The organism is Sphingorhabdus wooponensis (genome assembly GCF_003933235.1).
Lineage (GTDB): Bacteria > Pseudomonadota > Alphaproteobacteria > Sphingomonadales > Sphingomonadaceae > Sphingorhabdus_B > Sphingorhabdus_B wooponensis.
The window spans coordinates 1,378,743-1,405,060 of record NZ_RWJI01000001.1 but is presented as its reverse complement, the minus strand read 5'-3'; the positions used below and the strand labels follow the sequence as shown (position 1 = coordinate 1,405,060).

Genomic DNA, 26,318 nt, shown 5'->3' with positions numbered 1-26,318 from the left:
GCCGCCCGTAGCGCTTAGCTTTTGGCGTCTTCTTCTTGTTCAAAAGTAACGGCAACGTCAGCATTTGCCGATAAACGGACGGTTTTGTCATCAACCGTGGCAACCAGTCCGCCGTCAATTAAATGATGATGCCCTGCATGGCCGCCTTGCCCAGAATCTTTTTTGGTCAGCTTGATGCGGTTGCCCTCAACGCCGTCGACGGTGCCGATATGGACTCCGTCCGCGCCAATAACGTCTGCATGTTCTTTAATGTTTGATAGGTCAGCCATGTATAAATCCTTCGTGGGGGGATTGGCTAACGCATCAAACAGCTTTTGGGTCCGGCTGGGACGGTTTTAAGGCAAGCTCTGTCGGCGCTTTTCCGCTGATAACGTCTTAACCCCGTTCGCGGGTTTGCATATAGGTTCCGAGCAAGCGAACCGAGTTGCAGTGAAAGCGTAGCTCCTCCAATGCGCGGTCGACGGCTGCGTCGCCCGGCGCGCCTTCGATATCGGCGAAGAACTCCGTCGCGGCAAAGCTTGCGCCATTTTGGTAGCTTTCCAGCTTCGTCATGTTGACGCCGTTGGTCGCAAAGCCACCCATCGCCTTATACAAAGCGGCAGGGATGTTCTTTACCTCAAAAATCAGCGTGGTCATTAACGTGCCGGTAAGGCTGCTGCGGTCGGCAGATGCGCGCGACAGGACGACGAAGCGGGTGGTGTTGCTGTCATCGTCTTGCACGGCGTCGTTAATAGCGACGAGGCCATAGAGGTCCGCCGCAATCGGGGGCGCAATCGCCGCCGCCGACGGGTCGTCATTGGCCGCAACAAAGGCAGCAGCAGCGGCGGTGTCGGCGTAAGCGACTGGAATGATTCCATTTGCACGCAAGAAATGGCGGCATTGGCCCAGCGCTTGCGGATGGCTCATGGCGGTTTTGAGTGTGGCATCTGCCGTTTTGGCCATGAGACAATGGCGGATCGACATGAAATGCTCGGCAATGATGCTCAGGCCTGACTCCGGCAGCAGAAAGTGGATGTCGGCTACGCGGCCATGCAGCGAATTTTCGATAGGTATAATTGCGCACGCAGCCGTCCCATCCTTGACCGCATCAATGGCGTCTTCGAACGAAAAACAGGGCAGGGGCAAGCAATCGGCGTCATATTCCAGCGCAGCCAAATGCGAGTTCGCACCAGGCGCGCCTTGAAAGGCAATCGCTTTTGCCGGATGTTGATGGGCGGCAAGCGTCATGTCTTTGACGATTGCCAGTGCGGGCGCGGGATAACTGTTCATGCTGATGTGGCGTTAGGATAGGCAGACTTATCGGGCAAGTGTGGATTTGGGCACTTGCACGGCGTAGCACTCGCTATTAGAGGGGCGAGTGAAACCGGCCGTCATTCTACGCCGGTGTTTTAACGCACTTTCAAGGCTGATGAACAATGGATGATCGTAGTAACACAATTGCTGGCTGGGTTTTGGCAGGCGGCATCGTCGCGCTTGGACTAAGCATCGTCACAGGCATGTATTTCCATCCAGAGGCGCCCGAGAAAGAGGGTTATGCTGTTGTGGCTGAGGCATCTGGCGAAGCTGGTGGCGCTGCGGCTGTACCTATCGCGACGTTACTTGCGACAGCAGACATCGCCAAGGGCGAAGCAGCGTTCAAAAAATGTGCGGCTTGCCATACGATTGCGCAAGGTGGCGCAAATGGCATTGGCCCGAATCTCTGGGCTGCAATGGGTAAGGCACATGGCCATGTCCCAGGCTTTGCCTATTCCGACGCGTTGAAAAGCATTCCGGGTAACTGGGATTGGGAAGGCATGGACAAATGGCTGGCCAACCCTAAAAAATATGCTCCGGGCACGAAGATGACTTTTGCGGGCCTGAGCAATCCCGAAGAACGCGCGAACTTGATCCTGTATATGAACGCGCAAGGTTCAAACTTGCCATTGCCAACACCGCCTGCGGCCGAAGCTCCTGCCGCTGATGCGGCCGCAACGGGTGAAGCTGCCGCAGCGCCAGCAGCCGATGCCGCAGCACCCGCTGCCGCGGCGCCGGCGAAATAATCCAGTTACATCAATGTGACACTTTGTAGAAATCGCAGATGGCATTCCATGCCTCGTCTGCGGTTTCTACGAACTGGAAAAGTTCCAGATCAGGCGGGCTGATTACGCCTTCGAGCATAAGCTCCTCAAAATTCACGACGCGGTTCCAAAATTCACGCCCGAACAACAGGATCGGCATCTTTTTAATCTTGCCAGTCTGTATCAGCGTTAGCAGCTCAAAAAATTCATCAAATGTGCCAAAGCCTCCGGGGAAAACCGCAACCGCGCGTGCGCGCAGCAGAAAGTGCATTTTGCGTAAGGCGAAATAATGGAATTGGAAGCTTAAGCGCGGGGTGACAAACAGGTTTGGCGCTTGTTCATGCGGTAGCACGATATTCAGGCCAACCGATTCTGCGCCGACATCATGTGCGCCGCGATTGGCCGCTTCCATGATCGACGGGCCACCACCGGAACAAACAACAAAGTGGCGGCGGCCTTCTTCATCGGTAACATTGGCTTTTCCAGCCAATTGCGCCAAATGGCGCGCTTCTGCGTAGAAACGAGACTTTTCTTTCATCCGCTCCGCGATGATTTTGGCGCGCTCCCCTTCGGCGGCGGCGGCCATCGCGTCCGCAGCCTCAGGCTCGGGTATACGCGCGGAGCCATAGATAACCAACATGGAGCCGATATTTGCCTCATCAAGCAACATTTCGGTTTTGAGCAATTCAAGCTGGAAACGAACAGGGCGCAAGTCTTCACGCAGCAGGAAGTCGGTATCCTGAAAGGCTAGCCTGTAAGACTTGCTTTGCGTTTGCGGGGTGGAAAGTTGCTGTTCAGCAAAATCCGCTTCTTGTTGTGCTTTATAAAAGCGGCGATCGTTAATTTTTGTGTCTGTCATTAAACGACATGTAGGGTGCAGATATCGCTTTTGCCACCCTTATCGGCAAAACGCTGTGCCATTGCGCATCGATTTCGCCATATCGAAGTGGAAATGATTTGCATGCGCGGCGTTATAATCGGGGCCAAGAACGGTGCCAAATCTCTTACAGGCAGATTGATGTAGGCGACGCAGGAATGCCCGTTCTTCGGGTGAACCGCGCCAACCGTTCAGCAAGGATATCCGACGTCCATCGCGCAGGACAAAGGCGGATACATCAATAGCGTTTGCAAATGCATGTTCGGACAATCTCCCGGACCGGCTGCCGGCGATCGCGCGGCAATTGAATGTGCCCATCGTTTCAATCTTCACGACCTCGCTGCCCAGATATCGCTTGGCCGCAGGTACTACAGCATAACGTGCCCAATCGGTGAAATTTGATGCAAGCGGGCATGTCATCGCCCCCATATTTGTGGCCGCGATGCCAAAATCCATGACCTTGATGGTGTCAATCATACGGCATCCGCCGTCGAAAGTTTTGTTTGGTAGTCCGGCAAAGCGCACGGATTTCGATTTAAGCCCGGCGAGGCATTGGCGGGCATTTTCCGACGGCATGCTCGCGGTGGGGCGCGGGGATTGTGGTTTTTCGCGGCTACTGCACGACGCCAGCGCAAAGACGCCGACGATCAGCAGAAATCTCTTAAGCACGCTTAATGACATGACGGCGTCTTAACGTATAAAATAAACGGCGCAGCCAAAAAATGACGTAACATCCCCTAACTGCATGCAAATATGAATTTCGCCGCCACAATTTGCGCGTTGCATAGCGCGCAACAGGCGATTATCGCGAATGCATGTTGCGATTCATTCTTAATAAGAAGCAGACATTCTGGGCATTGCTCTGCTTGCCAGCTGTTTTGATGATGCGCCCTTATGTTTTTGGCGACGTCATCGCTATGGATATGCTGCATCCTACGGGCGAATGGTCGGCACGCTTCATGATTGCCGCGATGATCCTTAGTCCTTTATTGTCGCTGATTGGTCCGCGGCCTTGGTTAAGCTGGCTTATTCAGCGTCGCCGGGCTTTGGGTGTGGCGGCCTTTGGCTATGCGACATTGCATCTCATTTTCTATGTTATCGATATGGGAAATCTTGACGATATGCTCGCCGAGTTTCTGGCGCTGGGTATCTGGACCGGTTGGGCCGCGATGCTGTTGTTCGTGCCCTTGGCGGTAACCAGCAATGATGCGTCGATGCGCGCGCTCAAGGCGGGTTGGAAACGTCTTCAGCGTTTGGTCTATCCCGCCGCCGTGCTCGTTCTCGTCCATTGGATATTCATCCACAATAATTTAGGACCAGCGCTCATACACTTCGTCCCACTCGTGCTTCTCGTTGCGGCACGATATTTCCTCCCACGCAGACCCAATTTAAAAGGAGCATGAATATGCGTTTATGGACACCTCTTTCACTTGCCGCTGTGGCTGCTATCGCCTTTGCGTCGGTCCCTGCTTCGGCAACCGGTGCAATCACCTGTAAATCAGGACCAGTTTCTGGATGGAAAAGCCAGAAGGCACTGACCGACAAATTGACCAAAGAGGGCTGGTCAGTGCGTAAATCGAAAGTCGATGGCGGCTGCTATGAAGTTTATGGCACGACCCCTGAAGGCGACCGTGTCGAAGCCTATTTTCACCCCGTAACCTTAGAAAAATTATATGTTAGCCGCCGTGGCGAAGTATTGTTTCGCAAGGCGGGTTACTGATTTCATAGGTCTTAAACTTCGATAGTCATTGACAAAGCCGGGGCCGCGCCTAAACGCGGCCTTGGGCCACGCGGTCCCAACGCCGCGCTGCTCTCTGCAAGGAGACGCTTACATGACTATAGTAAAACCCGCCGTTAAACCGGCGCGTCCGTTCTTTTCCTCCGGCCCCTGTGCGAAACCGCCAGGCTGGAGCCCCGAAAAACTTCAAACCGAATCGCTTGGCCGTTCGCATCGCGCGAAAATCGGTAAGTCACGCCTGCAATTGGCTATCGATTTGATGCGCGAAGTGCTTCAAGTGCCCGATACCCATCGCATTGGCATTGTCCCCGGTTCTGACACCGGCGCGATTGAAATGGCGATGTGGACCATGCTGGGCGCGCGTCCCGTTACGATGATGGCGTGGGAAAGCTTTGGCGAAGGCTGGGTCACGGATGTGAACAAGCAGTTGAAGCTGAATGCCAATGTCATGAACGCGCCTTATGGCGAAATTCCGGATTTGAGCGCAGTCGATTTCACCCATGATGTGGTTTTCACATGGAATGGTACGACGTCTGGCGCGCGTGTTCCCAATGGCGATTGGATCGCCGATAACCGTGAAGGTTTAACTTTCAACGATGCTACCTCAGCGGTGTTTGCCTATGACATGCCGTGGGATAAGCTCGATGTAACAACATTTAGCTGGCAGAAAGCGTTGGGCGGCGAAGGCGCGCATGGCGTGCTCATTCTCGGACCCCGTGCCGTAGAGCGGTTGGAAAACTACACCCCATCATGGCCGCTGCCAAAAATATTCCGCTTGATTTCGAAAGGCGCGCTCGCTGAAGGTATCTTTAAGGGCGAGACGATTAACACGCCGTCAATGTTGGCCGTCGAAGACGTAATCTTCGCGCTTGAATGGGCAAAGACAGTTGGTGGGTTGCAAGGCCTGATGGCGCGCAGCAATGCCAATGCTGCGGCGCTGGACGATATTGTTGCGGCAAGCGACTATCTTGGATTTCTTGCCGCTGACCCCTCTATCCGGTCGAAAACCTCCGTGTGCTTGACCGTAAAGGGCGCGGACGAAGCCATGATCAAAAAAATGGCGTCTTTGCTTGAGGCAGAGCATGCGGCCTATGACATTGCCGGATATCGCGACGCCCCGCCGGGCTTGCGCATTTGGTGCGGTGCAACCGTTGATACAGCCGACATACAAGCACTCGGGCCATGGCTCGATTGGGCTTACCACAGCGCAAAAGCATAACCCCGTCGCGCCAGACAGCTTGGCGCCCCTCATGTCTCTCGTTTGTAACCTACAGGCGAGATAGGCCCCAGCCTTCGCTGGGGTGACGACCCAAAAGGATAAAATAATGACGAAACCACGCGTACTCATCTCTGACAAAATGGACCCTAACGCCGCCAAGATTTTCGCGGAACGCGGTTGTGATGTAGATGTTATCACAGATAAAACGCCTGATGAACTTGCCGCGATGATTGGCGATTATGATGGCTTGGCCATTCGTTCATCGACCAAGGTCACGAAACAAATATTGGATGCCGCCACCAACTTGAAGGTGATTGGCCGCGCGGGCATCGGCGTCGACAATGTCGATATCCCTTATGCGTCGGCCAAGGGTGTGGTCGTCATGAACACGCCCTTTGGTAACTCGATTACGACCGCCGAACACGCCATCGCCTTGATGTTCGCGCTTGCGCGGCAATTGCCAGAGGCGAATGCGCAAACGCAAGCGGGCAAATGGCCGAAAAATGATTTCATGGGCGTTGAAGTTACCGGCAAGACGCTGGGCTTGATCGGTGCGGGCAATATCGGATCGATTGTTGCCAGCCGTGCGCTGGGTTTGCGGATGAAGGTCGTGGCCTTTGACCCGTTCCTCACCGCCGATCGCGCGATTGAAATGGGCGTTGAAAAGGCTGACCTTGATACCTTGCTTGCCAAGGCCGATTTCATCACCTTGCACACGCCGCTGACTGACCAGACGCGCAACGTCCTATCGAGAGAAAATCTTGCGAAGACCAAAAAGGGTGTCCGCATCATCAACTGTGCACGTGGCGGTTTAATCGACGAAGAGGCGCTGAAAGAGGCATTGGACAGCGGCCAAGTCGCCGGGGCCGCTTTGGATGTTTTTGCGACCGAACCTGCGAAGGAATCGCCCTTGTTCGGCACGCCAAACTTCATCTGCACCCCGCATTTGGGCGCGTCGACTAATGAAGCGCAGGTCAATGTGGCGTTGCAGGTCGCCGAACAAATGGCGGATTATCTTGTCAATGGCGGCGTGACCAATGCGCTCAACATGCCAAGCCTGTCCGCGGAAGAAGCGCCGAAGTTGAAACCATATACCAACCTTGCGCTAAAATTGGGTTCACTTGTTGGCCAATTGGCGCATGACAATCTCGACAATATCGCAATTGAGGTTGAGGGCGCGGCGGCGGAACTGAATATTAAACCAATTACGGCTGCTGTGCTTGCCGGTTTCATGCGGCGTTTTTCCGACGCGGTGAACATGGTCAATGCGCCATTTTTGGCAAAAGAGCGCGGGTTCGATATTCGCGAAGTCCGCCATGACAAGACTGGCGCCTATCACACATTGGTGCGCGTCACCGTCAACACGGCGCAAGGCCCGCGTTCGGTTGCAGGCACTTTGTTCGCCAATAGCGAGGCGCGGCTTGTCGAGATTTTCGGTATTAGCCTTGAGGCAGAGCTAGAAGGTAACATGCTCTACATCGTCAACGAAGATGCACCCGGTTTCATCGGCCGTGTTGGCACGGCGTTGGGTGAGGCTGGATTGAACATCGGCACCTTCCATCTGGGCCGTCGCAGTGCTGGTGGTGAAGCGGTCTTGCTGCTCTCGATGGACGCGGCGATCCCAGAAGCTGTGCTTAAACAGCTTGGCACGTTGCCCGGTGTGAAAACAGTGAAGGCGCTGAAGTTTTAAGCGGGGCTTCCCCGCGAGAAGTTTTCGCGTAAAGAGTGCGCATGCATATTCCACCTGATTTACTGCCCGAAGGGTTCCGTGACCGCCTTCCGCCCCAAGCGGAGGTTGCGGCGCGGGTGTCGCGGGCGATGATCGACGTGTTGGCTAGCTATGGCTATGCGCGCGTGGCGCCTGCCATGGCGGAATTTGAATCTGTGCTCGCCAAGCATAGTGGCGATGCCAACCGTAATCAGCATTTGCGCTTCACTGACCCTGTGTCGGGCCACACGCTGGCGCTGCGCGGTGATATCACGGTGCAGGTCGGACGGATTGCGACAACCCGCATGAAGGATGCGCCGCGACCGTTGCGCTTGGCTTATCATGGGCAAGTATTGCGCCTGCGCGCCAAACAATTGCGCCCCGAACGGGAATTAACCCAATTGGGCGCGGAATTGGTTGGCAATGATAGCGTTGCGGCGGCTTGCGAAATTGTGGGCGTTGCCATTGATGCGCTTGAGGCGGCAGGCGTCAAAGACATCACCATTGATTTCACGCTGCCTGATCTTGTGGAACGGCTGGCGGAAAAGGCGTTGCCTTTGGCGGCGGACAAAATTGATGCCGTTCGGTCCGAGCTGGATATGAAGGATGCAGGCGGGCTGAGTGCGCTTGGGGCGGATGCCTATTTGCCACTGCTCGCGGCAACCGGACCATTTGCAGAAGCGGTGGAGAAATTGCGGGCGATTGATGCGGGCGGCGCGTTAGCCTCGCGAATCCATGCCTTGGAAGCAATCGCAGGAACCATCGCAGGCCGCGCCAATGTGACTTTGGATCCGACTGAGCGGCATGGCTTTGAATATCAAAGCTGGTTCGGCTTTACGATTTTCGCCAAAGGGTACAGTGCGGCGCTGGGTCGCGGTGGGACCTATTATATTGATCGCGCCGATGGACCATCGGAACCCGCCACAGGCTTCTCGCTATATCCCGATCCTCTGGTTGATCTGGCGGATGAAAGCGTTGTCCGCCGGCTTTTCCTTCCATTGGGTACCGAGGCCGTAACGGGTGCAAAATTGCGCCATGACGGTTGGGCGACGGTGGCAGCATTGGACGAAAATGACAGTGCGGCGGTGTTGGGTTGCACCCATATTTGGATGAATGGTCAGGCCATTCCCGTCTGAAATTGCCTTGCGCGCCGCTTTAGGGTGGACGCCAGCGCTGCATAATCATAACGGAGTGCACGGCGAATCCCTTCGTAGGAAAAACCTCCTGCGCAGAAAAAGGCCCCAGAGCTATCTGGCTTTGACAGGGAATATCTGATGGCGAATGTAACCGTAATTGGCGCACAATGGGGCGACGAGGGTAAAGGTAAAATTGTCGACTGGCTGGCGGAACGCGCCGATGCCGTCGTCCGCTTTCAAGGCGGGCATAATGCGGGCCACACTTTGGTCGTTGGCGACAATGTCTATAAATTATCATTGCTGCCGTCGGGTATCGTCACCGGCACATTGTCGATTATCGGCAATGGCGTCGTTTTGGACCCATGGGCTCTGCGCGATGAAATGACGAAACTGCGCGGGCAGGGCGTTTCCATCACGACCGAGAATTTCGCGCTGGCGGACAATTGCGCGTTAATCTTACCGATTCACCGCGACTTGGATGGTTTGCGCGAAGCCGCAGCAGGTTCGGGCAAGATCGGCACCACGGGCCGCGGCATTGGACCTGCTTATGAAGACAAGGTAGGCCGCCGCGCGATCCGCGTGTGTGATCTGGCGCATCTCGATGCCTTGGATGCGCAGCTTGACCGTTTATGCGCGCATCATGATGCCTTGCGCGCTGGCTTTGGCGAGCCGCCAGTGGATCGTGCGCGCTTGATCGCTGACCTGAAGGAAATCGCACCCTTTGTTCTCGAATATGCGCAGCCCGTGTGGAAGCGCCTGAACAAGGTACGCAAGGCAGGCGCGCGGATATTGTTTGAAGGTGCGCAAGGCGTGTTGCTGGACGTTGATCATGGCACATATCCGTTCGTAACTTCGTCAAACACGGTTTCGGGAACTGCTGCCGCCGGTTCCGGTCTTGGGCCAAGTGCAGCGGGCTTTGTGCTCGGTATCGTCAAGGCTTACACCACGCGGGTGGGGTCTGGTCCATTTCCGACCGAGTTGGAGGATGAAACCGGCCAAAGGCTGGGTGAACGCGGCCATGAATTTGGCACAGTCACCGGCCGCAAGCGCCGCTGTGGTTGGTTCGATGCCGTGATCGTGCGCCAAAGCTGCGCCGTATCTGGCGTGACGGGCATCGCGCTGACCAAGCTCGATGTGCTCGACGGCTTTGAAACAATCAAGATCTGCACAGGCTATCGCCTGAACGGCAAGGTCTATGATTATCTGCCCGCGCATGCTGCAGATCAAGCTGCGGTGGAGCCCATTTACGAAGAAATGCCCGGCTGGCAGGAAACCACCGCGGGCGCACGCAGCTGGGCCGACCTTCCTGCGCAAGCGATCAAATATATCTCGCGTGTGCAGGAATTGATCGAAACGCCCGTCGCCTTGGTATCTACGTCGCCGCAACGCGAAGATACCATTTTAGTGCGCGATCCCTTCGCCGACTAACCCGTTTTGAGCTCGGCCTTCAGCCGCAAGCTCGCGCGCCAGAAGAAGTAGGCGGGGATGAGGCCAAGCCACGCTGCGCCATAAAGCACCCATCGGACGCTTTCTTCGCCCGCCAGTGGCTTGAATGCGTCCGACATCATGCCGAATAACAAGGGGCCAAGGCCAAGGCCGATTAGGTTTTGCCCGAACAGCATGAATGCGGCGGCAACAGCGCGGGCCTCTGGCTTTACTAAGCCTTGTACAGTGGCGTAGGTCGGGCCGTAATAAGCAGCGTTCAATGCCGATGGCACAAACAGTAAGAGTATCGCCACGCGCCAGTCGGTTGCGAAATAGCCCAGAAACAGGATGGGCGTTGCAATCACCATCCCAATGGCAGGTGTGGTCAACAAATGCCGTTTATCGATTTTGCCGAACTTGTCGGCCATCATGCCGCCTAGCCATGTGCCAATCATGCCCGCCACGCCCAGAACGACGCCAAGCAAAAGGCCGGTTTCGCCTGGGCTAAGGCCATGAGACCGGATGAATAAAATCACTGCCCAAACGCTTTTGCCATAGGATAGAAACGCCGTGAATGAAGCAGCAATTGCCAACAGCACAAAGGCGCGCGAGCTGAACACTTCTTTGAGCGCGTCTTTGGTGGACAAAGTTTCGCGTGCCTTTTCGCCGGATAATGCGCGGGCCGCCGCTTCTGCCTTGCGCGGTTCACGCAATATGAAAGGCAGGAAAGCCGCCAATATCAAACCTGGAATGGCGACGGCCATAAACGCCACGCGCCAGCCATAGGCATCATTCAATACGCCGCCGATGACGAGGCCTAATAAGCTGCCTATTGGAATACCAAGGCCGTAAAAAGCGATTGCCGACGATCTTTTTTCCGCAGGGACGCTGTCGGTAATTAGCGAGTGGGCGGCAGGCGTGCATCCTGCCTCACCTACGCCAACGCCGACGCGGGCAAGCGCTAATTGTGCAAAATTCTGCGCTAACCCGCATAAGGCGGTCATTGCCGACCAAACTGCCAAGGATATGGAAATTAGGCCAACGCGGTTGGTGCGGCTATTGTCTGCATAACGTGCAATGGGGATGCCCAACAAGGTATAGAAAAGCGCAAAGGCCAGACCAGTTAACAAACCAATTTGGGTGTCGGAAAGATTGAGATCCCTGCTGATGGGTTCGGCCAAAATATTGACAATTTGCCGGTCGAGGAAGTTGAGCACATACACAATCATCAATATCCACAACAATATTTTGGGATTTGTGATTGTCGCTTGTGCAGTCTTTGCTGTCTGGCTCTCGTCCATGAATGCTCCTCTTCCTAAGCAGCGTTATGGAATGTTTTTTGACATTGTCAAAGCCTTGAAGCGTTCTTTGCGCGTGCCTTGAACAGCATTCTATACCGCGCCCTGCACGCGTAAATTCTGGTAGCCCGTAAACTCTTTGATTGACTGTTGTCCGCTACAAGGCTCTTGGGACGCAATGACTACACGCGAAACGACGGCGTTGATGCCACTCCATGATTTGGACCTTAGCGTGTCGTTAGGCGACCGCTTCATGGTCATGGCCTATGGCGCTATTCAATGGCCATGGTTGTTGCGAAGCCTAGATGGCGGACGCAAAAAGGATAAGGCAGATTTGCTTGCCTATCTCGAATTGCCGCTGGATGCGCTGCCTAATCTGGGCAGTTGGAAGGCGGACACACATTTTTTGTGGCATATCGTTTCCGCAATCGAAGAAATGCGTCCTGCGCAAGTTGTCGAATTAGGCTGCGGTGCTTCGACCTTTGTCGCGGCCCGCGCATTGCAGTTGTTTGGTGGCGGAAAGCTTGTCAGTTTTGACCAACATGCGGCCTTTGTGGAAACAACAGCATGCTGGATCCGCGATAATGATATGGACGTGGATCTCCGCCACGCCCCATTGGGTCCGCCGCCGGCGGGCTGGCCGGGGCATTGGTATCAATTGTCGGATATTCCCAGCGAGATTGACTTGCTCATCGTCGATGGCCCGCCTTGGGCCATCCACCCGCATGTGCGTGGCGCGGCATCAAGCTTATTTTCGCATATCCGCCCCGGCGGCAGAGTGTTGCTGGATGACGCGGCACGACCCGGCGAGCGCGTTGTGGCGCGGCGCTGGCGCAAAGAACAACGCAACATGGACTTCACGCTCGACAGCAAAGGTGCCAAGGGCACCTTGCTGGGGTATAAACACCCCGCTTAGGTCAGGCCCTAAAGCTTGGTTTTCCGCTTATCGGTCACCATGTCCTTGGCAAGATCGAGCCCGGCCTTACCGCCTGCTGCTGTATGCGCAGGGGCATGTGCCGTTTCGACATAGTCTGGCTGCTCAACCTCCAACATACCTTCCCATTTGGTGATGACGGAGGTGGCAACAGCATTGCCAACGACATTGGTCGCCGTGCGGCCCATATCTAAGAATTGGTCAATCGCGAGGATCAGTGCGACGCCTTCTACTGGAAGGTCAAACATCGCCAGCGTGCCCGTGATAACCACCAACGAAGCGCGCGGCACAGCGGCGACGCCCTTAGACGAAATCATGAGCGTGAGCAGGATCAGGATCTGCGTGCCGATGGATAGGTCAATGCCATAAGCTTGCGCGATGAAGATTGTCGCGAAGCTCATATACATCATCGAACCATCTAGGTTGAAGCTGTATCCTAAGGGCAGCATGAAGCCCGAAATCCGGCGCGGGACACCAAAGCGGTCGAGCTGTTCAAACAGCTTAGGCAAAGCGGCTTCGCTGGATGCGGTCGAAAATGCGATCAACATCGGTTCACGAATATAGCGGATGAGCGTCCATATCCGCCGACCCAGAAAGAGTGCGCCGATGGACAAAAGGATTGTCCAAAGTAATGCGAGCGACAGATAGAATTCGGTCACAAGTTCCAAATAGGTCGCAAGGATCGCCAGACCGCTTTTTGAAACCACCGCTGCCAATGCACCGAATACTGCGACGGGAGCGTAGCGCATCACATAATGCGTGATCTGAAGCATCATTTCAGCAAGTGACTCTGCGCCGCGCACCAAAGGCGCGCCCTTTTCACCTAAAGCTGAAAGCGCAATGCCAGCGAACAAGGCGAACACCAAAATCTGCAAGATATTGTTAGTGGCCATCGCTTCAAAAGCGTTTTTGGGGAAAATCGAAAGAATGAATTCCCAAAAATCGAGTTTTTTGACCTCGCCAATGGTTGCTGCAGCATTTCCAATGCTGTCCACGGGCGCGCCAACGCCCGGTTGAAACAGATTTACCATCAACAAACCAAGACCAATCGAGATGAAGCTGGCGATGATAAACCATGTAATGGCGCGAAAACCGATACGACCCAGCGCTGAGCTATCGCCCATATGTGCAATACCAACGACGATGGTTGATAGAATGAGGGGTGCAACCAATAATTTGATTAAATTCAGAAAAATATCGGAGAGGAGTTTGAATGTCTTCGTAATATATTCAAACTGCGTGCTGTCTTGCGCGAAACTGACATGCACAGCGTAGCCGACCGCCACGCCCAGGATCATTCCTGCCAGTATCCACAATGTAAGCCGTTTATCCACGCAACCCTCCAAACATGTTTTGTTTCGTGTGACGCTACACAGGAGCAATGCAGGTCGCAAGAAGTTACAGTCGTGACTTGTTTAAGCTTGAGAAGGGCGTCATAAGTCTTGTAATAAAATTACAACGCATTTTGTCGTTGAACATGGCACATAACCAGATGCTTGCGGGCTCAGGAGATCATTTCATGGCGGCCGCCAAAATTACGAAGAATTCCGTAAAAATCGACAAGACCCTCTTGAAGGATATGGTCTCAGCCTTTGCCGAGACCGCTTTGCCCGGCGAAAACGAGGGTTTTGATGCCAAAGCTGCAGAGGATGCTGCGCGTTTCACCATCGAAACCGGCCTCCATCGTAAGGCGGGCAGCGTCGCCATTGCGCTAGATAGCTTTACCGATGCGCAGGGTCGTTTGATGATGCGGATATCGCTGAATAATGACGATATGCCCTTTTTGGTGGATTCGGTCTCCGCAGCGGTCGCCGCTTATGGCATATCGGTGAACCGCATCATTCACCCGGTGTTGAGCGTTACCCGTGATGCCACCAATATGCTGTCATCTATCAGCCGGAAACGGATTGACGGGCAGCCGCGCGAATCCTTCATTTACCTCGAAGCAGCGCGCGTTGACGCCAAAGAACGCCGCCAGCTTGAGGCGCATTTGGCAGCTGTTCTCGCCGATGTGCGCGGCGCGGTAACCGATTGGCGCGATATGCTCGCAGCCTTGTCTGCCGACGCCGGCAGCCTTCCCGATAGCGAAGGCAAGGCGCTCATCCGCTGGTTCCATGATAATAATATGACGATTTTGGCGCATGAACGGATCAGCAGCGATGGCACGCGTTCCAACCGCCTTGGCTTATCGCGGGTAAGCGATGCGCCTGTCCTTTCCGCAGATAGCGTCAGCCTTGCTATCAACTGGTTTGAAACAGGGGGTGTTGCGCCCTTGGTGCTGAAATCCAACCGTGTTTCTAATGTCCACCGCAATGTGCAATTGGACCTGATTGTTATTCCGGTACACACGGGCAATCGAGTAACGGGACTGGCCGTCACGGCCGGACTTTGGACCAGTGCGGCGCTGGCAACGGCGCCCGAATCCATTCCCGTGCTCAGAACGCATCTGGCGTCGCTCATGACGCGTTATGGCTTTGACCCTTCGGGCCATGCGGGCAAGGCGATGGCTCACGCGCTCACCGCGCTACCGCACGATCTTTTGGTTGCGCTCAAGCTGGATGATTTGGAACGCGTCACGCTGACGGCCATGTCGCTGACGGACCGACCACGCCCCAAGCTCATTGCGCTGCGGTCACCATTGGGACGTCATTTATATATCTTTGTTTGGTTGCCACGTGATGATGTGTCGACGGGTATCCGTAAACAGATTCAGACGATGCTGATGGATGCCACGGGCGGTTCTTTATTGGGCTGGACCATTGGCTTGGAAGACGGCGGCGTCGCCTTGCTGCGCTATACGCTTGATTTGCCGGACCGTGGACAGACAGTCGATGAAGCCAGCCTAGATGCAAAGCTGGAGCTGATGGTTCGCGGGTGGGAACCAGCGGTTGAGGCTGCATTGGCGAAACTGACAGATGAAAAGCGCGCCGCCGCTATGCTGGTGCGCTATGGTGCGGGCTTTCCAGCCAATTACCGTAGCAGTTACTCGACCGACGAAGCGGCGCGGGACATGATGGGTTTGCTCGCGATGGAGCGCGACCATAGCAAGATTACGCGTCTGTTCGTGGAAGAGGATAGACTTCGGCTGAAAATCTACAGCTATGGCGGCGCTTTGCCGTTGAGCGATGTCGTACCTGCGCTGGAGAATTTCGGTTTCGATGTTCTGGAGGAATCGCCGACCGCATTGGCGGATGGCCATTATATTCATGATTTCCATCTGGCCTTGCGTGGTGGCAATATTTCAACCTTATTGGAAAAACCGCAGGTCCTTGAAGGCGCTTTGAGCCAAGTTTTGGATGGCAGTTTTGAAAATGACGTGTTCAACCAACTGGTCACGATTGGCGGTCTTGCTCCGCAATCTGTCATCTGGCTGCGCGCATGGTACCGCTATTTGCGTCAAACGGGCGTGACCTATGGCATGCCAACGGTGGTGTCGGCTTTGGCTAAAAATGCGAATGTCACGCGGTCCATCATATCGCTGTTCGATGCCTTGCATAATCCGGCAACCAACGAAAACCGCGATAAAGAAGCGGCGAAATATCAAAAGGCGATACAGGCTGATTTGGCCGCCGTGTCGGCGATTGATGAAGATCGTATCCTGCGCCGGTTTCTGGCGTTAGTCCTCGCCACATTGCGTACAAATGCGTTTTCCGCAGCGGCGGCAGAGGCATTGGCATTCAAACTGGATTGCGCGAAAGTTCCCGGTCTGCCGGCGCCACTTCCTTGGCGGGAGGTGTTTGTCTATTCGCCCCGCGTGGAGGGCATTCACTTACGCGCTGGACCTGTCGCGCGCGGTGGCTTGCGCTGGTCCGACCGGCGGGATGACTTCCGCACTGAGATTTTGGGCCTGATGAAGGCGCAACGCGTTAAAAACGCGGTGATTGTGCCAACCGGTGCGAAAGGCGGCTTTTATCCCAAAAGACTACCCGACATGCGTGTTGACCGCGATGCGTGGTTTGCGGAGGGCACTGAGGCCTATAAGATCTTCATCCGTACGTTGTTGTCGATTACTGACAATATTGTGAACGACCGCGTCGTGCATCCCGCCAATGTGGTCATCCATGATGGCGATGACCCCTATTTCGTTGTCGCGGCTGACAAGGGCACGGCGACATTCTCGGATACCGCGAACGCCATCGCGCTGGAACATAATTTCTGGCTTGGCGATGCGTTTGCGAGCGGCGGCTCGGTTGGTTATGACCATAAAGCAATGGGCATCACCGCAAAGGGCGGCTGGCTATCGGTGCAGCGCCATTTTGCCGAAATGGGCATTGATGTCCAAAAAGAACCAGTCACGGTAGCAGGCGTGGGCGACATGTCCGGTGACGTGTTCGGCAATGGCATGTTGCTTTCAAAGTCGCTGAAAATAGTCGCGGCATTTGACCATCGGCACATCTTCCTCGACCCGAACCCCGACCCCGCGACCAGTTGGAAAGAACGTCAACGCTTGTTCAACCTGCCACGTTCGAGCTGGCTCGATTATGATGCCAAGCTGATTTCCAAGGGCGGCGGCGTATTCGCGCGTACCGATAAAATTATCAAAACCACATCGGAAATCAGAAGTTTGCTGGGCATTGATGCGAAAGAAATTGAACCATCTGCATTGATGACTGCGATATTGAAAGCGCCGGTTCAATTGATGTGGTTCGGCGGTATTGGAACCTATATCAAGGACCGGAGCGAAAGCCATTTGGATGTTGGCGACCCCGGCAATGACTTTATTCGTGTGAACGGCGCAGACGTGCAGGCGCAAGTGATTGGCGAAGGCGCGAACCTTGGCGTGACGCAGGCAGGACGTATCGGCTTTGCCTTGCGCGGTGGCCGCATCAATACCGACTTTATCGACAATAGCGCTGGTGTTGATTGTTCCGACAATGAAGTGAACATCAAAATCGCCCTGAATGCGCAGATGCGTGCCGGCAAGTTGAAGGAGCCTGCCCGCAACATTTTGCTGGCGGAGATGACCGACGCGGTCGCGCATTTGGTGTTGGAAGATAACCGCCTTCAGACGCTTGCCTTGTCCATCGCAGAAACCGGCGGCGCGGGCGATTTACCTGCTTATGTGCGGCTTATCGAAATTTTTGAGGGCGCTGGCCGACTGGACCGTGTGGTTGAAGGACTTGCGCCCAATGAGGAACTGTTCCGGCGCGCCAGCGAAGGACGCGGGCTCACCCGGCCGGAGTTGGCTGTCTTGCTCTCGACGGCAAAGCTTGCCGCGCAGGATGAGGTTGAAGAAGCACCTTTGGCGCTGGACAAGTCGATGGACGGCGAACTTTTGGCGGCCTTTCCGGATGAGATGGTCAAATCGCATAAATCGGCGATTTTGGGACACCGGCTGCGCAAGGAAATTATCGCCACCAAATTGGCCAACCGCATGATCAACCGGCTTGGTATGCTGCACCCATTTGAACTGGCGGAAGAGGAAGGCTGCAGCCTTGGCGATGTCGCGGCAGCCTTTGCCATAGCCGAAAGCATTTATGATCTGCCTGCCTTGTGGGATGCGATGGATAAGACCGCTATGCCAGAATCCACGCGCCTGATGCTCTTCAATCAAGCGGCCTTAGAAGTGCGCGCGCAAATGGCCGATATCATTCGCAACGCCCATGAAGGTCGCGATGTCGCGGCGGCAACGGCGGTATATGCGCCTGTGGTGCAAAAGCTCACGGCCGTGTTGGACGGGTTATTGCCCCATGATGTCCGGCTGCAGACCGAACGCTTTGGTGCGCGGTTAATCGAAAATGGCGCGCCGCGCAAAATTGCGGACCGTCTGGTGCAATTGGCGCAACTGGATGGTGCCATTGGTCTTGCGGCGCTTTCGTCTTCTCAAAAGGGTGATGTTACCGCGTTGACGCGCGCCTTCACCGCCCTTGGTGAGGCGCTAGGTCTCAGCTGGGCGCAGGGAACCGCCATGCAGGTTGACCCGCATGATCCGTGGGAGCGGCTATTGGTCGCTGGCCTTGCGCGGGATTTCCAAACCATGCGCCTTGATTTTCTGCGACGCCGGGCAGCAAAGAAGCCGCTTGAGGATACGCAAGACTGGCTGGGGACCAACGCGGTGCGTGTGCGGGCGTTCAAGGCGATGGTGGACCGTGCCCGCATGGCGGGTGCACCAACCCCCGCTATGTTGGCACAAGTGGCGGGGCAAGCACGCGTATTGCTGGGGCGTTAAAGCCTCAGCTTTTTGCCGCTAAGCCGGCTGGATTACCCTTTGTCGACGGGTTTGATGCATTTGGCTTTTTGGGCTTTTCTGCTTTTGGCTTACGCGCTTCGCGGCTCGACTTCTTTTGGCTCTTCGCCATGATATTTTCCTTTGAGGCAGTCGTGCGCAATTTCGGATTGGGTCAGGAAGACCTGCCCAGCATAATATAAATATAAGCATGAACGCCCCCCATTATAAGGGCGCGACCAAAATGACTGATCTAAGCGACTGTCTCTATCGCCCTTTTGTAGATGCTATTAAGCGGACTACGGAAAAGCTTCATCACCATCGGTTCGAAAAATGAAAGCGGCAGCGTGTCATAATTCGGATCAAAGGATGGGCAGTCATATTTGTCGATAAATTCTTCGGTATCGGCAAACCACTCATGCCCGCGAAACTGCTCACGCATGTCGCGATCAAGGCCGAGATGGTGGAAGAAATTATGCCCCTGGAAAATGCCGTGATTTTGGACAATCCAAAGAATTTTTTCTGACACAAACGGTTTCAATATCGCCGCGGCAATGTCGGGATGGTTGGTTGCACCCAGTGTATCACCTATGTCGTGCAGCAACGCCATCACCACATATTCTTCATCGCGGCCATCGCGATGTGCGCGCGTTGCAGTTTGCAAGGAATGCGTCAGCCGATCGACCGCAAAGCCGCCAAAATCGCCATCGAGCAATTTGAGATGGTCCAAAATCCGGCGTCCGCCATCTTGCGAAAACGGGATATTGTGCCGCATGATGATCTGCCAATCCTCTTGCGTGCTTTGTGCCATGTCATGAAAAGTTGCGCGGTCTTCTTGGCTGTCCATTTTGGTATCCTCTCACTTATAATGTTTAACAGCCTTGGCCGACGAAACAAGGGCTTCATGCGCGCGCGAAAAGCGGCTAGACCGAAAATATGGCGGTATTAGAGCTTACAGATAAACCCTTCTTTGCGGACAAGAACCGCGCTTTTTGGAACTTGCACTCGGCCGGTTGGGCGGGCGCGGTCATATTGCGCGCCGCATCCGGTATTGCGCAGGGGCAGCCTGTAAGCTTCTTGGTCCCTATCCTGATTTCGGCGGTAACGGGCTATTCAATCACGCTGCTTTTGTCAGTGATATACCGGTTCTTGATTGACCAGCGGCCAGTTATCACATGGAGCTTAACCTTCGTGTCGGTTTCGCTTGCGACCTTGGGCTATGCCTATTTGGACGTTTGGGTACTGCAAACCATTCGTGATGGGGTCGATGAAACGCCCTTTGCGCAATTGTGGCTGGCGGCGATTTACATCAACTCGGTGCTACTGGCGGCATGGTCCGCATTATATTATGCGATCAATTATTTTGTCCGCGCGGAAGAGCAAGCCGACCAGATGATGCGGTTGGAGGCGCAGGCGACCAGCGCACAACTCACGATGCTGCGCTATCAGCTCAACCCGCATTTCCTTTTCAACACATTGAATAGTATTTCGACTTTAGTGCTGTTGAAACAGACCGAGCAAGCCAATGCCATGCTCTCGCGCCTGTCCTCATTTTTGCGGTTTACGCTTATTAACGAAGCTGCTGCGAAAGTACCGCTGACACAAGAAATTGAGACCTTAAAACTCTATCTCGATATTGAAAAAATGCGGTTTGAAGAGCGGTTGCGGACATATTTCATCATCGAACCAGCGGTTGAAAACGCGTTAGTGCCCTCGCTGTTGCTTCAGCCACTTGTGGAAAATGCTATCAAATATGCCGTTACGCCTAAGGAAGAGGGCGCAGATATTTCCGTGACCGCTCAACTCGTCGGCCAAAGGGTGCGGATCACCGTTTCGGACACTGGCCCGGGCTTGCAGCCGGGGCAACAAGACCACAGCCTATCCACAGGTGTTGGCATGGCGAACACCCGTGAGCGTCTGTCGCAAGCTTATGGGGATGACCAGCGTTTTGAACATTATGTAAAAGCCGGAGGAGGATTTGAGGTGTTGTTAGAACTCCCTTATCAAAACCGGGTTATCGCAGGGGAAGACAATCAAGCGGGGGCACAACAGCAAGGAATGATATCCGCATGAGCATTCGTACAATATTGGTCGATGATGAAAAACTGGCCATTCAAGGCCTCGAATTACGACTTCAACCTTTTGAGGATATCGAAATTGTGGCTACCTGCCACAATGGCCGCGATGCCATTCGTAAGATTAAGACGCTGAAGCCGGACTTGGTCTTCCTCGATATTCAAATGCCCGGATTTGACGGCTTTTCGGTTGTGCAAGGCGTGATGGACATTGACCCGCCCTTATTCGTGTTTGTGACCGCCTATTCCGAACATGCCATTAAGGCGTTTGAGGCGCAGGCCATTGATTATTTGATGAAGCCGGTGGAGCCCGAGCGGCTGGCCGATACTATGGACCGCGTGCGCAGCAGATTGTCAGAAAAACGGACATCGGAAGAGCTTGATCGCCTGCGGACCGTCATTAACGAAGTTGCGCCAGATGCGGCGGACAATTTGGCTTCTGTGGATGACGACTTGGCATCGACCCGCTTTGAAAAGCTGATCAACATCAAGGATCGCGGTCAAATTTTCCGCGTCGATGTCGCAAGCATTGAACGTATTGATGCCGCGGGCGATTATATGTGCATTTATACGGCGGATAATTCGCTGATCCTGCGCGAGACCATGAAGGATTTGGAAAAAAGGCTCGACCCACGCACCTTCCAACGGGTGCACCGCTCCACGATCGTCAATTTGGATCAGGTCCGTCAGGTTAAGCCGCATACCAATGGCGAATGCTTTTTGGTGCTGGAATCGGGCGCGCAGGTCAAAGTCAGCCGGTCGTACCGCGACGTTGTTGCCCGTTTCGTCCATTAAGGAAATGGGCATGAAACCAGCCAATGCGCCACCCCGCATGAAGGCCAGCGATTTTCATCCCTATATCCTCGAAATCTTTGACGGCTATGTCCATGGCAAGCTGACTAAGCGGGAATTCATGCGTGAGGCGGGCAAATTTGCCGCAGCGGGTGTGACGGGTTTGATGATCCTGAACCAATTACAGCCTGATTACGCGCTGGCGCAGCAGGTGAAGGCGGATGACCCCGCCATCGTCACGTCACGCATAACCGTGCCCAGTCTCGATGGGCATGGAAGTATCAATGGCTTGTTGGCCAAGCCTGCAAAGGCAAAAGGCAAGCTACCAACGGTGCTGGTCATCCACGAAAATCGGGGCCTTAACCCCTATATTGAAGACGTAGTCCGGCGTTTGGCCAAGGCGGGCTATATGGCGCTGGGTCCAGATGGTTTGTCCTCCGTCGGCGGCTATCCCGGCAATGATGAAACGGGCCGCGCTTTGCAGGCGAAGCTAAATCCGGCCAAGTTGCTGGAGGATTTCTTTGCCAGCTTTGAATATCTGCGGGATCATCCCGAAAGCACAGGCAAGGTGGGCGCGGTTGGTTTTTGCTATGGCGGCGGCGTGTGCAATGCGCTGGCGGTGGCCTATCCCGAAATGGCGGCATCGGTGCCTTATTATGGGCGTCAGCCAAGGGTAGAGGAAGTGCCTGCGATTAAAGCGCCGTTGCTGATTCATTATGCCGAGGTGGATGAACGGATTAACGCAGGTTGGTTAACCTATCAGGCCGCGCTGATTGCGAACCAGAAGCGTTTCAACGTGCATTTCTACCCCGGAACGCAACATGGTTTTCACAATGATAGCACGCCGCGTTTCGACACAGCGGCGGCCGACCTGTCTTGGGCCCGCACACTGGCATTTTTTGACGAAAATCTGCGTTAACGCCGCTCGGCAAAGAATTTTTTGAGCAAGGCGGCAGATTCGTCTGCGGCGATACCGGCATATATCTCCGGCTTATGGTGCAATGTTGTTTGTTCAAACAAACGGGGGCCATGGGCTACAGCGCCGCCCTTGGCATCGTCCGCACCATAATAGAGCCTTGCGATGCGCGCATGGGCAATCGCGCCCGCACACATGGCACAGGGCTCCAGCGTTACCCATAGGTCACATCCGGTCAGGCGGTCATTGCCAAGATAGGCTGCGGCCTCCCGAATGGCGATGATTTCGGCGTGCGCTGTGGGGTCATGGCTTTCCATCGGGCGGTTGGCACCGCGTCCGATAATGATCCCATCCTTGACGACGATTGCGCCAACGGGCACTTCGCCTTGCACAGCAGCATATCGCGCGAGATTGAGCGCTTCGTTCATCATTTCGCGGGCTTTGGTCAGGGACATGATATTTTGCTAGCGCAGATTCCCGCTTTTGGCCACACATCGGCTTGACCTTTTCGGCGTGGAGGGTTAGGGGCAGCGACTTTCGCGGATCAGTGATTCCGCATACACTTATTTTATACAGGACATATATCATGGCGCGCATCTGCGAACTCACCGGTAAAGGCCGTCTGGTCGGCAACAATGTGAGCCACGCTAACAACAAGACGAAGCGCACATTCCTGCCAAATCTGCAGAATGTTACGTTGTTGTCGGACGCACTTGAGCAAGGCTACAAGTTCCGCGTTTCGACCCACGGTCTGCGTTCGGTTGAGCATGTTGGCGGTCTCGACAATTGGTTGTTGAAGACTTCGGACGAGAAGCTTTCGACCAATGCGCGTAAAGTGAAAAAAGAAATCGCCAAGAAGCAAAAAGCTGCGGCGTAAATCTAAGGGCTGCTGACGCGGCTTTTTGTTAAAGCGAATCACAAGCCGGGGGCAGTCGATGCCTCCGGCTTTTTCGTTACAAGTGAAACTTGTCTGCTTTGCTTTTATCCTGCAAAGCGCGCCTATGAACGCATCACTCGATTCTACGCGCTTGTCCCTTCGGTCCTATCATCGCAAGTCAGAGACTGAAGTTCTTGCACCTTTGGTGGTTGCTGCCACCGTCGATGGGGCCATGCGGGGCGATATTGTGCGCAGCGCGCGCAGCCTGCTGGACGATTTGCGGGACGCGCAGGCCGATGGCTGGGTAAACTCCTTTTTGCAGCAATATCGTTTAGGCACCGAAGAGGGCACGGCGCTCTTATCACTAGCCGAGGCATTCTTGCGCGTGCCAGACCCGCAGACAGCAGACCTTCTGATTGCGGATAAGCTCACAGACGCCGATTGGAGCGATCACAAGGGGCAATCGTCCAGCATGCTGGTCAACAGTGCCACTTGGGGCTTAGTGCTTGGTAAGGCCGTCCTGGGCGACAGCACGAGCACATTGAAACGCCTGATTGCCAAAGCAGGCGAACCTTTTGTGCGGCAGGCTGTCGGCGCGGCGATGCGCCTGATGGGCCAAGTGTTCGTTATGGGCCGTGACATTGACGAAGCGATGAAACGCATGGAGTCGAAAGACAATCGCGGCTTTACCGCCAGCTTTGACATGCTGGGTGAAGCGGCGCGGACCAAATCGGATGCCGAACGCTATTTCCAATCCTATGCCGCCGCGGTCGCTGCGGTCGGGCGCAACCCCGCACGTGGGCACAGTGTTTCGGTCAAATTATCCGCGCTCCATCCACGCTACGAAACTGCGCAAAGCGCAAAATGCGTGCCCGAACTTGCCGATATGGTGCGCGAACTGGCGCGTTCTGCGTCTGCGTTGGGCGTCCAATTAACGGTTGATGCGGAAGAGGCGGCACGGCTGGAGATGAGCCTCGATATCATTGAGCAGGTCGCGCGCGATCCCGCCTTATCCGGCTGGGATGGACTTGGCATGGCGGTGCAGGCGTATTCTAAACGCGCCCGTCCCGTGCTCGCTTGGGCCGATGCCTTGGGCCGCGATACGTCGCGCATCTTGCAAGTGCGCTTGGTGAAGGGCGCATATTGGGACAGCGAAATTAAACATGCGCAGGAACGTGGCCTGAGCGACTTTCCATTGTTCACGCGCAAGGCCGCAACAGATGTGTCCTATCTCGCTTGCGCCAAGGATATGCTTGCCGCACGCAACATCCGCCCGGCCTTTGCGACGCACAATGCATTGACGGTCGCAACGATCCTCCAATGGACGGGCGCACAGCGCGATTTTGAATTTCAGCGGCTCCACGGCATGGGGGAGGGGCTGTTTGAGCGCCTCGTGCGTGAAGAGGGCTATAATTGCCGCACTTATGCGCCAGTCGGCGGACATCGCGACTTGCTGGCCTATCTTGTCCGTCGCTTGTTGGAAAATGGCGCAAACAGCAGCTTCGTCCACCAATTGGCGGATCAATCAATCAGCGAAGACGAATTATTGGCGGATCCAGTGGAAAAGGTCATGGCCGTTGGCGGCACGCCCCATCCAGCAATCGCTGCGCCTGCTGACCTGTTTCAGCCGGAGCGCGTGAACAGCGGCGGCCTTGATCTGGACGATGCAGTCATATTGGAGGAAACCGTTGCCGCCATCACCACGCCCGTGAATGTGAATGGTGACGCGCGTGTAAGTCCAGCAGAGGCTGTGACAGCTGCGCTGGCGGCTTTTCCTGAATGGTCAAGCACGCCCGTCGAAATGCGCGCCGAGTGTCTGGATCGTTTGGCAGAATATTTAGAAGAAAACCGCAGCCAGTTGATGGCCATTGCGGTGCAGGAGGCACGCAAAACAATTCCCGATGCGCTGTCCGAAGTGCGTGAGGCAGTTGATTTTTGTCGCTATTATGCCGCGCGCGCACGCATCGACTTGGTCCCTGTTGAATTGCCTGGGCCAACGGGTGAACGCAATGTCCTGCGCCATGAAGGCCGCGGCGTGTGGATTGCTATTGCCCCATGGAATTTCCCGCTGGCGATTTTCATTGGTCAGGTTGTCGCCGCCTTAGTTGCAGGCAATACGGTGGTGGCCAAACCAGCGCCGCAAACGCCCGCGATTGGCAGGTTCGCAGTGGCATTGGCGCATAAAGCTGGCGTGCCAAAAGGCGCGCTACAGATTGTGACGGGCGCAGGCGATGTCGGCGCGGCACTTACGGCCGATACACGCATCGCGGGCGTGGTGTTTACCGGCTCCGTTCCGACCGCCAAGGCGATTGCGCGCAATTTGCTGGCCGATGATGATCGGCCCTTGGTGCCTTTGATCGCCGAAACAGGCGGCTTGAACGCAATGATTGTCGATTCCACCGCTTTGTCTGAACAAGTTGTGCGCGATGTCGTCGTGTCGGGCTTCCAATCCGCAGGCCAACGCTGTTCGGCGCTCCGGCTGTTGCTGTTGCAAGAAGATATTGCGGAGCACACGCTCGAAATGCTGCGCGGCGCGATGGATACGCTGAATATGGGCGATCCGGCTGACCCAGCCACGGATATTGGGCCAGTGATTGATCAGGCGGCCTATGATTCACTGATGGCATATCGTGCCAGCGTGAAAGACCGGATCCTCCACGAAATACCCGTTCCAAAAAATGGGCTATTTGTGCCGCCAACGGTCATCCGGCTGGACGATATAAGTGATCTAAATCGCGAATATTTTGGCCCATTGGTGCATGTGGCCACATGGAAGGCGGGCACGTTGGAAGCGACTGTGGCCAAAATGAACGCCAAGGGCTTTGGTCTAACGATGGGGCTACACAGCCGTATTGCCGGCAGCAGTGCTATGGTCGAACAACTGGCGCGCGTCGGTAACTTGTATATCAACCGTTCGATGATTGGCGCGGTGGTTGGCAGCCAACCCTTTGGGGGCGAGGGCCTATCCGGAACCGGACCCAAGGCAGGCGGGCCGCATTATCTTTATCGTTTCTGCGCAGAACGGACAACGAGCACCGACACCACCAGTGCAGGCGGTAATGCGTCGTTGCTGTCATTGGATGATGGATAAACATCACGC

The 26,318-nt window shown here is 55.1% G+C and carries 23 protein-coding genes; 14 read left to right on the top strand and 9 right to left on the bottom strand.

The window, feature by feature from the left end; all coding sequences use genetic code 11:
* Nucleotides 1-14 precede the first annotated feature (14 nt).
* Both D7D48_RS06870 and D7D48_RS06865 read right to left on the bottom strand, forming a co-directional pair.
* Entirely contained in the window at nt 15-269 is a 255-nt protein-coding gene (locus tag D7D48_RS06870; protein WP_125230567.1) for a DUF2171 domain-containing protein, read from the bottom strand.
* A 106-nt stretch (nt 270-375) separates the two neighbouring features.
* Entirely contained in the window at nt 376-1,269 is an 894-nt protein-coding gene (locus D7D48_RS06865; protein ID WP_125230566.1) for a prephenate dehydratase, read from the bottom strand.
* A gap of 146 nt (nt 1,270-1,415) precedes the next feature.
* Here D7D48_RS06865 and D7D48_RS06860 point away from each other — a divergent pair, with 146 nt between their 5' ends.
* Nucleotides 1,416-2,039 carry a c-type cytochrome gene (locus D7D48_RS06860; protein WP_125230565.1) on the top strand — a complete coding sequence of 208 codons (624 nt, stop codon included), beginning with the start codon at nt 1,416-1,418 and terminating at the stop codon, nt 2,037-2,039.
* Nucleotides 2,040-2,049: 10 nt separating this feature from the next.
* Here the strand turns inward: D7D48_RS06860 and D7D48_RS06855 are convergent, their stop codons facing one another.
* Together D7D48_RS06855 and D7D48_RS06850 are read right to left on the bottom strand one after the other, a co-directional pair.
* Entirely contained in the window at nt 2,050-2,916 is an 867-nt protein-coding gene (locus D7D48_RS06855; protein ID WP_125230564.1) for an LOG family protein, read from the bottom strand.
* Between the two features lie 39 nt (nt 2,917-2,955).
* Entirely contained in the window at nt 2,956-3,615 is a 660-nt protein-coding gene (locus tag D7D48_RS06850; protein ID WP_125230563.1) for an extensin-like domain-containing protein, read from the bottom strand.
* A 134-nt stretch (nt 3,616-3,749) separates the two neighbouring features.
* Here D7D48_RS06850 and D7D48_RS06845 point away from each other — a divergent pair, with 134 nt between their 5' ends.
* The 6 genes from D7D48_RS06845 (at nt 3,750) to D7D48_RS06820 (ending at nt 10,163) form a co-directional block, all read left to right on the top strand.
* A complete protein-coding gene (locus D7D48_RS06845) occupies nt 3,750-4,337 on the top strand; it encodes a protein-methionine-sulfoxide reductase heme-binding subunit MsrQ (RefSeq protein WP_125230562.1) in 588 nt (195 codons plus the stop codon).
* Between the two features lie 2 nt (nt 4,338-4,339).
* Nucleotides 4,340-4,654 (top strand): PepSY domain-containing protein, encoded by a 315-nt coding sequence (locus D7D48_RS06840; protein ID WP_245964362.1) that lies wholly within the window; start codon nt 4,340-4,342, stop codon nt 4,652-4,654.
* 112 nt (nt 4,655-4,766) lie between these two features.
* Nucleotides 4,767-5,891, top strand: coding sequence for a phosphoserine transaminase (locus D7D48_RS06835; RefSeq protein WP_125230560.1), 1,125 nt, complete (start codon nt 4,767-4,769; stop codon nt 5,889-5,891).
* A gap of 106 nt (nt 5,892-5,997) precedes the next feature.
* Nucleotides 5,998-7,581 (top strand): phosphoglycerate dehydrogenase, encoded by a 1,584-nt coding sequence (serA, locus tag D7D48_RS06830; RefSeq protein ID WP_125230559.1) that lies wholly within the window; start codon nt 5,998-6,000, stop codon nt 7,579-7,581.
* Nucleotides 7,582-7,622: 41 nt separating this feature from the next.
* Nucleotides 7,623-8,735: an ATP phosphoribosyltransferase regulatory subunit gene (locus D7D48_RS06825; RefSeq protein ID WP_125230558.1), complete on the top strand. Its 1,113-nt coding sequence runs from the start codon at nt 7,623-7,625 to the stop codon at nt 8,733-8,735.
* Between the two features lie 138 nt (nt 8,736-8,873).
* Complete coding sequence (locus tag D7D48_RS06820) at nt 8,874-10,163, top strand: adenylosuccinate synthase (RefSeq protein WP_125230557.1); 1,290 nt, start codon at nt 8,874-8,876, stop codon at nt 10,161-10,163.
* On the opposite strand, the gene D7D48_RS06815 is transcribed toward D7D48_RS06820, so the two are convergent.
* Nucleotides 10,160-11,461, bottom strand: coding sequence for a spinster family MFS transporter (locus D7D48_RS06815; RefSeq protein WP_125230556.1), 1,302 nt, complete (start codon nt 11,459-11,461; stop codon nt 10,160-10,162). The genes D7D48_RS06820 and D7D48_RS06815 overlap by 4 nt on opposite strands.
* Nucleotides 11,462-11,636: 175 nt before the next feature.
* Between D7D48_RS06815 and D7D48_RS06810 the strand changes: the two genes are divergently transcribed.
* A complete protein-coding gene (locus D7D48_RS06810) occupies nt 11,637-12,374 on the top strand; it encodes a class I SAM-dependent methyltransferase (protein WP_245964361.1) in 738 nt (245 codons plus the stop codon).
* An 8-nt stretch (nt 12,375-12,382) separates the two neighbouring features.
* On the opposite strand, the gene D7D48_RS06805 is transcribed toward D7D48_RS06810, so the two are convergent.
* Nucleotides 12,383-13,726 carry a dicarboxylate/amino acid:cation symporter gene (locus D7D48_RS06805; protein WP_125230555.1) on the bottom strand — a complete coding sequence of 448 codons (1,344 nt, stop codon included), beginning with the start codon at nt 13,724-13,726 and terminating at the stop codon, nt 12,383-12,385.
* Between the two features lie 185 nt (nt 13,727-13,911).
* On the opposite strand from D7D48_RS06805, the gene D7D48_RS06800 reads away from it, so the two are divergent.
* Nucleotides 13,912-18,561: an NAD-glutamate dehydrogenase gene (locus tag D7D48_RS06800; protein ID WP_125230922.1), complete on the top strand. Its 4,650-nt coding sequence runs from the start codon at nt 13,912-13,914 to the stop codon at nt 18,559-18,561.
* Between the two features lie 4 nt (nt 18,562-18,565).
* Here D7D48_RS06800 and D7D48_RS10625 read toward each other — a convergent pair whose 3' ends face one another.
* Nucleotides 18,566-18,691, bottom strand: coding sequence for a hypothetical protein (locus tag D7D48_RS10625; protein ID WP_281274260.1), 126 nt, complete (start codon nt 18,689-18,691; stop codon nt 18,566-18,568).
* 120 nt (nt 18,692-18,811) lie between these two features.
* A complete protein-coding gene (locus tag D7D48_RS06795) occupies nt 18,812-19,405 on the bottom strand; it encodes an HD domain-containing protein (RefSeq protein ID WP_125230554.1) in 594 nt (197 codons plus the stop codon).
* Between the two features lie 89 nt (nt 19,406-19,494).
* On the opposite strand from D7D48_RS06795, the gene D7D48_RS06790 reads away from it, so the two are divergent.
* The 3 genes from D7D48_RS06790 to yghX are packed head-to-tail and all read left to right on the top strand — an operon-like array spanning nt 19,495 to nt 22,344.
* The gene (locus D7D48_RS06790; protein WP_125230553.1) at nt 19,495-20,631 is read left to right on the top strand and encodes a sensor histidine kinase; all 1,137 of its coding nucleotides are present in this window, start codon (nt 19,495-19,497) and stop codon (nt 20,629-20,631) included.
* A complete protein-coding gene (locus D7D48_RS06785; RefSeq protein WP_125230552.1) occupies nt 20,628-21,428 on the top strand; it encodes a LytR/AlgR family response regulator transcription factor in 801 nt (266 codons plus the stop codon). Before D7D48_RS06790 ends, D7D48_RS06785 begins: the two co-directional genes overlap by 4 nt.
* A 10-nt stretch (nt 21,429-21,438) precedes the next feature.
* Entirely contained in the window at nt 21,439-22,344 is a 906-nt protein-coding gene (yghX, locus tag D7D48_RS06780) for a YghX family hydrolase (RefSeq protein ID WP_125230551.1), read from the top strand.
* Here the strand turns inward: yghX and tadA are convergent.
* Nucleotides 22,341-22,796, bottom strand: coding sequence for a tRNA adenosine(34) deaminase TadA (gene tadA, locus D7D48_RS06775; protein WP_125230550.1), 456 nt, complete (start codon nt 22,794-22,796; stop codon nt 22,341-22,343). The genes yghX and tadA overlap by 4 nt on opposite strands.
* Nucleotides 22,797-22,927: 131 nt before the next feature.
* On the opposite strand from tadA, the gene rpmB reads away from it, so the two are divergent.
* Both rpmB and D7D48_RS06765 read left to right on the top strand, forming a co-directional pair.
* Nucleotides 22,928-23,218 carry a 50S ribosomal protein L28 gene (rpmB, locus tag D7D48_RS06770; RefSeq protein ID WP_125230549.1) on the top strand — a complete coding sequence of 97 codons (291 nt, stop codon included), beginning with the start codon at nt 22,928-22,930 and terminating at the stop codon, nt 23,216-23,218.
* 124 nt (nt 23,219-23,342) lie between these two features.
* Nucleotides 23,343-26,309: an L-glutamate gamma-semialdehyde dehydrogenase gene (locus D7D48_RS06765; protein WP_125230548.1), complete on the top strand. Its 2,967-nt coding sequence runs from the start codon at nt 23,343-23,345 to the stop codon at nt 26,307-26,309.
* Nucleotides 26,310-26,318: the final 9 nt, after the last annotated feature.